Below are 9,563 nucleotides of genomic sequence, written 5' to 3'. Positions count from 1 at the left end.
AAATGGACATCCATGAATTGAGGGTGTTCATGACCATGCTGACTATGGTTTTGCCAGAGGATCAAGATTTCGCGGAATATGAATTAAAAACGAAGGACATTATAAAGCTGTTCTCGCTGGGGGATGACGGCAGGTATTACCATGCCATCCGCGATGCCGCAGCCCGACTATTTAACAAGAGTTTTGTCTTGGTGGAGAGGAAGGACGACGGTAAGGATTACAAGGTGACCATCCACTTACTCGACGAAACGAGCGAACCCATAGACGAAGCCGAGCAGAATCGAATCCGGGTGAAGTTTAACCCAAAGCTAAAGCCATATCTTTTGCAACTTAAACGGGAGTACTTGACCATTGATGTAAGGAATGTGGCGAACCTTCAAAGCCCTCATTCTCTGAAACTTTACATCGTACTAAAGCACCAATTCAATCTTGGCAACAAAAAAGTCAGCTATACCATCGACAGGTTAAAGGAAATACTCGCCTTAGAGGAACATGAATACCCCCTTTATGGCAATTTCAAGCAAAAAGTGATTAAAAAAGGCATAAAGGATCTCGATAAGTATACAGATTTGAAGATAGCTAAGATTGAGGAGATCAAATCAGGCAGAGCCGTTCAATCCGTAATTTTTCACTTGGAGGGTAAAATCTCAACAGAAATCATCTCCCCGTTAAAGGTGTCGAAATCATCCCCAAAAAGTCATATGGAAAAAAGGGTAGGGGGCTCCGAAGCAGTTTTGGGATCATTGGAGTATGACGATTTCGAACCTGTGGATGATAACGCTTCGCACTTAGATGGAACTGTGGCAGACCTTCTCGTCTCGGTTCGAAAATATGCGGCAGCGGAAACTATCCAGAAGTGGGTCGACCAGTATCCGATTGAACAAATCCAGAAAGGTGTGGTCTATGCCTTGCGGCAGATAAAAAAAGGCAAAGTGAGAAATCCGGGAGCCTACCTTCAAAAAATGGTCGCCACTGATAATTTGATAGATTCCGAACAGCTTGATTGGGACAAGGAGCATAAAAAAAAGAAAATATCAGATTTGGAAGCAGTGAAGGTCAATGATCGGCATCTAGCATTAGATGTTCTTAAGAGTGAAGCACACGAACTGTCGTTACGCATTTTCCTTAAATTGGTTGAGGATAAGGAGGATGCACTTGCCACGATAGTAGGAAAATTAAAGCAAGGTTTGTTCGGAACCTATTTTAACGATAGCCTCAGCCTTCATCAAAATTTGGCTAATCCAGCACTCTCCGGTATTATGGTTGATATTGCCAAACAAGTGTATCCAGATTCGTTCGTCACCACTAAAGAAATTAACGAAAGCATAAGGCAACTTGAAAACGAGTTGTCATCTTGATATTTTAGCATCTATTTCTTGTCAAAGATAGTTTTTGCCAAATGGGTCACAGTTTTTTATAGCTGTTAATACGAAAATGCCTAAAGCGGTCAGTATTGTATTCACACGGGCGAAGAAGGTTGCTGTTTACCCAGATCCTCGATATGCGAGGGATGGGATAGTTTTATTTTGTTCTCCTCTATGAAATTCCGTAACCCCTGGTTTTCGGCAACATATCGTTGAATCTGGCCTTTGAGGAAAGCATTTTCAGAAAGCAGAGCGGAAATCATCTTTTCGGTTTCGTCATAAGGCACGATCTGCTCGGCATTTTTAGCCTGGTTGTAGTAACCTCGGCATGTAGATGAGCAATACTTAGCTGTTGATCTGCTGGCATAATAGGTTGTTCCACACCAATTGCATGTTTTTTCAAACACCTTGGCATTGCGCTTAAATTCAGATTTGTCAAGAGTAGGCATAGAGGTAGATTTAGTGAAGAAGTAAATATAGCAACTAATATCGAAATTATAACGATATTATGGCGTTATAATTTCGATTAGATTACTTTTAGACACAGAGAAGGACTGATGTGTACGACCTCTCAGACAGGGCACCTGGCATCTCATCAGCTTGCTTGAGGATTTCGTCTTTGCCGAACAGTATCGGGGCCTATAGTCAAAGCAGTAGCAACAATGTGCATACTAGAACCGTGGGGAAATTTGATAGGCCGGAGAACTGTTAAAATACGCTGCTGTCCGTCACGGTGTGCTGCCGGGCATGGTACGGCACGGCAGAATCTGATTTCATCAGATACGTGAATAGTTGGATTCCCTGACTATCCCATCCCCTAGGATTTTCCCGAACATCCACGATAAGATGTCGAGAACCTGCACCGAGCTGACCCGCGAGGTCGAAAACCTGACCGACGCCCAATGGAACTTCCGCGAAGCACCGGACCGCTGGACGATCGATGAAATTGTGGAACATACGGGCCTTTGGGAAATTGCCTGAGCCCGCGAAAGCGGCCAGGGACCTCATAAGCCCACCTCGTGCCGACCTAGCCGAGGCCCAGAAAGCCGCCTCGCCCGACCTCGATCAGTTTTACGACAATTTCATTATGGAATACAAGCCGCACGAAGCCCCCGCCCCCTTTGGACGACCTACCTTCACTCCGGCAGCTTTCTTCACCGCGAAAGCTTGGCGGGGGTTCGTTGAGCAATCAAGTCCCTCCGGGCGCCGGTGCGCTCGATCTCAGCGGCCAAGGAGAAGACCATGGCCATCGCTTTGCTTTGGGTAGTTTTGCCGTTTCATACAAAATCCGTCACTTGGTCAACCTGGCGAGATATGGCAGGGATAGACTGGCTTAGTCGTTTTAAAGTCCAGAAAGTCATACCTTGCTGAACCGTGGCAGTAGATCGGGGCGCTTCCTGAATTCTTCTTCAAAATAGGGGTCAGCAAGTAGGGTCACTCCGAAAAGAATCGGTACCTTTATGACCCCTACTTAATGAGCCCTAATGAACCAGACCTTTGGCTACGCCCGCGTCTCCACCGCCGATCAGAACACCCACACCCAGATCGACGCCTTGCAGAAATTCGGCTGTGACCGCATCTTCCAGGAGAAGATCTCAGGCCTGTCGGTGCAGCGCCCGGCGCTCGATGAAATGCTCTTGCTTCTACGGCCCGGTGACACAGTAGTCGTTTCGCGCTTCTCACGCCTGGGCCGCAGCCGCGACCACCTGATCAGCCTGATCGGCAGCTTCTCCGAGCGGGGCATCATCTTCAAAGCCCTGGATCTGGGCATCGACTCGGCCACCCCATCGGGCAAGTTGGTCATCGGCATCTTCGCCGCCCTGGCCGAATACGATCGGGAGATGATCCTGGAGAAGACCCGCGCTGGCCAGCTGCTGGCCAAAGCCAGGGGGAAACATATCGGCCGGCCATCAGGCGTGAACCGGGAAAACTACTCCAAGGTCAGGAAAGCCGTAGAGAAGGGCCTGTCGGTCGCCGAGATCGTCAGCCTGACGGGCATCAGCATGTCCAGCGTGAAGCGCTACCGCAAGGCGATGCAGACTATTTTGTTTTGATCCTATTCACATTCTCCCCATGAATTTTATGGAAGACCTATTTGAAGGAACCTATGCCCTTCTTCCCCATAAGGCCCCCCCAGTCCATAGATTGCAATCTACGGGAGGATTCCCCTTATATGTTGAAGCCAAAGAGGTGAGGGTAAAAAAAGCCAAGGGCAGATAAAAGGGCTATTGTTTCGAGGTCGGGAAAATCAACCCGGATCTATGTTTTCAAGGAGAATTGGGGCAATAAACCAAACAGCTCTGAAATCCGGACCAATCGTGATACTGTCCCAATCGACGAATGGTATTCGATTGCTAAACCCGGATGGCAAATTCTCCTCCACAGGCCTCATGAGAAAAATCCTCATTCTTTTTTCATTCACAGACGACTCGCAGATCATGCAGCAGACCAAGCACCGCACCCGCACGATGATTGATCGCTACACCCGCGTGCAGCAAGTCGTTCGGCACAACGCCGCCATGAAGCTGGGGCTGTAAGGCAAAAGTTCTGGAGATGTAGAAGTGTCCCGATAAACCGGACCATCTCACAGAAGCCCTTGAAAATCTTTACCGTCCGCGACTGCGGTCCATTTACAAAAAGAACCCTAGGCTTTTCGAAAGCCCTACCCCGATTTCAGGCCGCTCACATTAGTAAAGGATTTTGATAGATCACAGGAGGCGGCATGCCCCCCCTAGACTTTTTGATGCACCCCAATTATCACCAAACTTACGAGAACACCCAATGGGGTGAGGGCAATTTTCCTGGGCTGGTCCGGTGGCCGGTGCGTCCGGTGTTACTGGATTCTCAGCAGCTTTTCTAAAAGCCCGGGTATCTCCGCCGCGGGCAGAATGCTGTCGACCGGAGTCAGGTCCAGGGCCTGCTGCGGCATGTAGCCAACATCGGCCGTGGCGGGGTCCTGCACGATGGTGTAGCCACCGGCTTTCCGGATCTTGGCCATTCCGACCGCGCCATCGGCATTGGCCCCGGAGAGCAGGATGCCGATCACCCGGTCACCGAAAGCTTCGGCGACCGACTCGAAGGTGACGTCGATGCTGGGGCGGCTGAAATGGACTTTTTCGGAAATGTCGAGCGAGAAAAGATCCGCCCGCTCGATGAGCAGGTGGTAGTCGGGGGGGGCCAGGTAGATGGTGTCGGGGCTGATGGTCTCTTTGTCCTCAACTTCCCTGACGGGCAGCTTGGTACGATAAGAGAGAAGGTCCACCAGAATGGAATCGTTGTCTTTTTTGCGATGCACCACCAGGATTACCACCGCATGCGGGAGAGCAGGTAGGTGGGTCACCAAATCCAGAATTACTTCCAGGCTACCGGCCGATCCGCCGATCACGAGGTACCTTAGCTGATTTAGCGCATTTTCCGCCATACTTTTTCTTTGTTTTCGAGTTGTGTGTAGCTGGCGGCAATGGGAGAGAAACGGAGGTTTTCCTTGGAACCCAGTACCAGAAACCCCAGCTTTTCCAGGCTGTTGTCAAACAGGGTCAGGGCTTTGTCCTGTAACTCCTTATCGAAATAAATGAGCACGTTGCGGCACAGAATCAACTGGAATTCATTGAATGAACGGTCCGAAACCAGATTGTGCGTCGCCACGATCGTATTGGCGCGCAGCCTTTCGTCAAACTTGGCCCACTCGTACTGGGCCTGGTAATACGAGGAAAAGTCTTTCCTCCCCCCCGACTGCAGGTAGTTCTCGGTGTACTGCCTGATGTTGCCGATGGGAAACATGCCTCTCCTGATGTTCTCGATGACCGTAGGGTTGATATCCGTGGCGTAGAGCAGGGACTTGTGCAGCAGGTTGGCCTCCTCGAGCATAATGGCCAGCGAGTACACCTCCTCCCCCGTGGAACAGCCCGCGTGCCAGACGCGGATCAGCGGGTGGGTGGCCAGCACGGGCAGCACCTGCTCGCGCAGGGTCCTGAACAGGCTGGGGTCCCGGAACATTTCGGTCACGTTCACCGTCAGCTGCTCCACAACGTGCGGCAGGTAGTCGGGATCATTCTTTACTTTATAGAGCAACTCGGCAAAACTCGCGAAACGGTCCACCGCCAGCAACCGGTTCACGCGGCGTTTCAACGAGGCCCGGGCGTAGTTGGTGAAGTCGTACCCGTACCGGTGCGAAAGTTCGCTTAACAAAAGATTCAGATCCTCATCCTGTATCATTCGTATTCCGTATCTGATTTATTGGTGGGGATTTCAGCAATTCGAGCAGCGCATCGATGTCGATGGGCTTCGAATGGTAGGCGTCGGCTCCGGCAGCCAGGCATTTCTCCCGATCGCCGGCCATCGCTTGTGCTGTAACGGCTATCAGCGGAATATGTTTGTAGCGGGCGTCCTGTTTCAGCCGGGGAATCGCCTCGTATCCGTCCATGTCGGGCATCATCATGTCCATCAGAATGACGTCGACCGTTTCCTGCTGCTGCAGAACCGTGTAAGCTTCCTTCATTCCCGTAGCCGACAGAACGGCAAACCCCCGGGCCTTCAGCATGGCCGACAGGGCGAAAATGTTTCGGGGGTCGTCGTCGACGATTAGGATGGACTTCTTCATAGCGGGTTAGTTTAATGGTACAGCCACACCCGCAGGAGCGAGATGAGTTGATCCACATCCACGGGCTTGGTGATGTAGTCGGAGGCTCCGGCCTGGATGCACTTTTCCCGGTCGCCGGTCATGGCTTTGGCGGTGATGGCGATCACGGGCAGTTTCCTGTATTTGGGGTTGGCCCTGATCCGTCGGGTGGACTCATAGCCATCCATTTCGGGCATCATCATGTCCATCAGCACCAGGTCGACGCTTTTGTGCTTGTCCAGTTGACTGAGGGCGTCCTTGCCGTCCACGGCGGACAATACATTCATCTTGTAGTTTTCGAGCGATTTGGAAAGCGAGAATATGTTGCGCACGTCGTCGTCGGCCACCAGGATGGTTTTTCCTTTCAGCACCTCTTCCATGTCGCCCAGCCGTTTGAAGCGGGTGGTTTTGGTTTCGGTGCTGTTCACGTCCACCAGGTGCAGGAAGAGGGAGACCTCGTCGAGGATGCGCTGATACGAGTGGGCGGTTTTGACCACGATGGAGTCGGCGTACTGCTTGAGCTTCACCTCCTCGATAGTCGAGAGGTTCTTTCCCGTAAAAATAATGATGGGGATGTTCTCGAAGCCCGGCGTCTTCTTTACTTCTTCCAGGAAGTCGTACGATTGGTTCCCCGTTACGGCCATATCCAGAATCACGCAATCCACCCGGTCCTGATTGATGGCCACAATGCCCTCCTGCACGGTATGCCTGATTTCTGACACGACATTGTAATTTTCGAGGAAATACGCCAGCGCCTGGGCGTGCTTGGCGTCTTCTTCCACGATCATCACTTTTTTGGGATGCCGACTCAGGGCTTCTTCGATTTTTGAAAACACGCTGCTCAATTTCTCGAAAGCCACCGGTTTGTCGATGAAGTCGAGGGCGCCTTTCGACAGGCTGCGGTGCTTGACCTGGTAGGACGACATCATGTGCACCGGAATATGCCGGGTGGTGGCGTCCGCCTTCAGTTCGTCCATGACCTCCCAGCCACTCTTGACGGGCAACTGCACATCGAGCAGGATTCCGATCGGCAGGTACCTCCGGGCCAGGTCCAGTCCTTCGTCGCCCCGCACCGCCACCACGCCCTTGTAGCCCTTGCTGCGCGTGTAGTCCAGGAGGGATTTGGCAAAATTGGTGTCGTCCTCGATCATCAGAATCACCTTGTCGCCGCTGTTGATGGCGTCCCGGTCGTCGGGGATGGAAGCGGGAATGACGCTGCTGAGGTACTCGTCGCCAGCCGCCGGGCGGACGGGCTCATCCGCGGGTAAGGGGTTGGCATCCGGAATGTTCATTTTTTCCGACCGGAATGTCTGCTGCCTCCGGTGCAGGGGTACCAGCAGTGTGAACTCGCTGCCCTTGCCCACCTCGCTGGTGACCTTGATTTCCCCACCCAGCAGTTTGGCCAGCTCGCGGCTGATGGACAGGCCGAGTCCGGTACCCCCGAACTGCCGGCGCGTGGAACCGTCGGCCTGCTGGAAGGCTTCGAAAATGGTTTTCTGCTTGTTCTCCGGGATACCGATTCCGGTGTCTTTTACAGCCATGGAGAGGGAAGAGCCTTCCCGGGCCACCTTTACGGCAACCGAGCCTTTTTTGGTGAATTTCAGGGCATTGGAAATCAGGTTGCGGAGGATCTGGTCCAGCCGGAGCCGGTCTGTTTCGAGGGTACCCGGCACACCTTCCTGCAAGGTGGCGGTGAAAGCGATTCCCTTATCTTTGGCGATGGGCGCAAACAGCGACAGCAGGTCGCTGACCACTTCCTGCATTTTTACGTCCGTGTATTCCAGCTGCATCTTCCCGGCCTCGATCTTGGAAAGGTCCAGGATTTCATCGATCAACGTGAGCAGGCCCTTGCCGGAACTCTGGATGACGTTGGCGTACTCGATCTGGTCGGGCGACAGGTTGCTTTCGTGGTTTTCGCTCAGCAGCCGCGACAGCAGCAGGATGGAGTTGAGCGGCGTGCGCAGCTCGTGCGACATGTTGGCCAGAAACTCCGACTTGTAGCTGGTGCTTTGGGCCAGTTCCTCGGCTTTGGCCTGGATTTCCAGGTTGCGCTCCAGGATCAGCTCGTTTTTCTCTTCCAGGGAGCGGCTCCGCTCTTCGAGTTCCTGGTTGGCCTGCTGGAGCTCTTCCTGCTGCACCCGGAGCTCCTCCTCGGAGGCCTGCAGCTTTTCGGCCTGGGTTTCGAGTTCGGCGTTGATGTTCTCCAGCTCGCTGTGCTGGGCCTGCAGTTCCTCCGTCTGCGCCTGGGTCTCTTCCAGCAGCTCCTGCACCCGCTCCCGGCTCTGGGCCGAGTTGATGGCGATGCCGACGTTTTGGGAAACGGCCTCAAAAAAGGCTTTCTTGTTGGGCGTGTAGGCCGTCAGCGAAGCCACTTCCACGATGCCCTTCACCCGGTTGTTGTACAGGATGGGGATGGCTGTCACCGCGCTGGGCTTGACCTGCCCCGAAACTATGCTGAGCGCGTAGGCGTCGGGCACGATTTCGCTAAGTTCCATGATTCGGCCGCGTTGGGCGCACTGCCCGGCCAGCCCCTCACCCAGGGCAAGCAGGGGCCTGAGCTGGCTGGCCGTAAGCGCATAGCTGCTTTTCAGTTCCAGGGCCCCTTCGCTGTTCTGCACGTAAAACGCCCCGGCCTGGCTCCCCGAGTATTCGGTGATGAAAGTGAGGGCCTTCTGGGCGAGGGCTTTTATATCCTGGTCGATGATGATGTTCTCGTTCAGGGAGGCGATGCCCGTCTGCAGCCATTCCTTATCGGTCAGGGTAGCGAAGGAGTCGGCCAGCGAAGCGGCCATTTTATTCAGGGAACCGGCGATTCCCCCCAGGGCGTCCTTGCCCCTGTCGTCCACTTTGACTTGATAGTTACCCGACGAAATCTGGTCGGCGACGCCCTGCACCAGGGTGAGGCGTTCCGATATTTCGCGGTCCTTCTCCTGCAGTTCCCGCTGGAGCTGCGTTCGTTTCTCCAGATCGTTGTTGACGCGTGCAAACGACACGCCCGTCACGGCAATGGCCAGCAGGGAGGCGAGGACGATCAGGATGGGCGTCAGGGTAGAGAATTGCTTCAGCTCGTCGGTTCGGGAAGCCAGCAGAATCTGCTCCCGCGCGGCCATGCGTTCCGTTACCGCCCCAATCCGATCCATCGTCAAGCGCCCGGCCTCCAGGTCGGTGACCTCCGTTCTGCCCGTGCGGTTGTACTTCTGAATGACCTGCTGCAGAATGGCAAACCGCTTTTCCGCCAATGATCTCAGGGTGTCGGCGTCGGTGCGTTGCCCGGCATTGTCACTGGTCAGAGCTTCCACCCTCCGACCCGTTTCCAGCGTTAGCGCCCGCGCCTCCTGGTAGGGGCTCAGATAACGGCGGTCGCGCGTGAGGAGGTATCCCCGCTGGCCCGCCTCGCCGTCTTTCAGGGCCGAAGTGAGGGTATTCAGCTCGTTGAGGACCAGATTGGTGTGGTTGACCAGGTCGGCGCTGGCCAACAGGTTGCGGATGCTGATGTACGACGCAATGGAACTGGCCGTCAGCAGCAGGATGGATATGCCGTAGCCAAGCAGCAGGTTGCGTTTGAACGTCTTCATGGGGGA

At 53.9% G+C, this 9,563-nt stretch carries 8 protein-coding genes and 1 pseudogene; 4 read left to right on the top strand and 5 right to left on the bottom strand.

The features are described 5' to 3' along the window. A partial coding sequence (locus IE117_RS24680) for a replication initiation protein (protein ID WP_189568511.1) occupies nt 1-1,358 on the top strand: 1,358 nt, incomplete at its 5' end. 101 nt (nt 1,359-1,459) lie between these two features. Here IE117_RS24680 and IE117_RS24675 read toward each other — a convergent pair. Next, nucleotides 1,460-1,813, bottom strand: coding sequence for a hypothetical protein (locus IE117_RS24675; protein WP_229581438.1), 354 nt, complete (start codon nt 1,811-1,813; stop codon nt 1,460-1,462). A gap of 397 nt (nt 1,814-2,210) precedes the next feature. Between IE117_RS24675 and IE117_RS24670 the strand changes: the two genes are divergently transcribed. The 3 genes and pseudogenes from IE117_RS24670 to IE117_RS24660 all read left to right on the top strand — a co-directional run. Then, a complete protein-coding gene (locus IE117_RS24670; protein WP_189568508.1) occupies nt 2,211-2,345 on the top strand; it encodes a DinB family protein in 135 nt (44 codons plus the stop codon). 503 nt (nt 2,346-2,848) lie between these two features. Next, entirely contained in the window at nt 2,849-3,418 is a 570-nt protein-coding gene (locus IE117_RS24665) for a recombinase family protein (protein WP_189568505.1), read from the top strand. A gap of 369 nt (nt 3,419-3,787) precedes the next feature. Further along, a pseudogene (locus tag IE117_RS24660) lies at nt 3,788-3,901 on the top strand (integrase); the annotation flags it as partial. 296 nt (nt 3,902-4,197) lie between these two features. On the opposite strand, the gene IE117_RS24655 reads toward IE117_RS24660, so the two are convergent. Genes IE117_RS24655 through IE117_RS24640 form a run of 4 tightly spaced genes read right to left on the bottom strand, consistent with a single transcriptional unit; the run spans nt 4,198 to nt 9,557 of the window. After that, nucleotides 4,198-4,785, bottom strand: coding sequence for a chemotaxis protein CheB (locus IE117_RS24655; RefSeq protein ID WP_189568502.1), 588 nt, complete (start codon nt 4,783-4,785; stop codon nt 4,198-4,200). Further along, nucleotides 4,767-5,579: a CheR family methyltransferase gene (locus IE117_RS24650; protein ID WP_189568500.1), complete on the bottom strand. Its 813-nt coding sequence runs from the start codon at nt 5,577-5,579 to the stop codon at nt 4,767-4,769. The genes IE117_RS24655 and IE117_RS24650 overlap by 19 nt, the downstream gene beginning before the upstream one ends. Continuing rightward, nucleotides 5,566-5,964, bottom strand: a complete 399-nt coding sequence (locus IE117_RS24645) for a response regulator (protein WP_189568497.1) — start codon at nt 5,962-5,964, stop codon at nt 5,566-5,568. Before IE117_RS24645 ends, IE117_RS24650 begins: the two co-directional genes overlap by 14 nt. A gap of 11 nt (nt 5,965-5,975) precedes the next feature. Continuing rightward, nucleotides 5,976-9,557, bottom strand: a complete 3,582-nt coding sequence (locus IE117_RS24640; RefSeq protein WP_189568495.1) for a response regulator — start codon at nt 9,555-9,557, stop codon at nt 5,976-5,978. Nucleotides 9,558-9,563: the final 6 nt, after the last annotated feature.

The organism is Persicitalea jodogahamensis (genome assembly GCF_014651615.1).
In the GTDB taxonomy this organism is placed as follows: Bacteria; Bacteroidota; Bacteroidia; order Cytophagales; family Spirosomataceae; genus Persicitalea; species Persicitalea jodogahamensis.
This window is presented reverse-complemented; position numbering and strand designations above follow the sequence as displayed.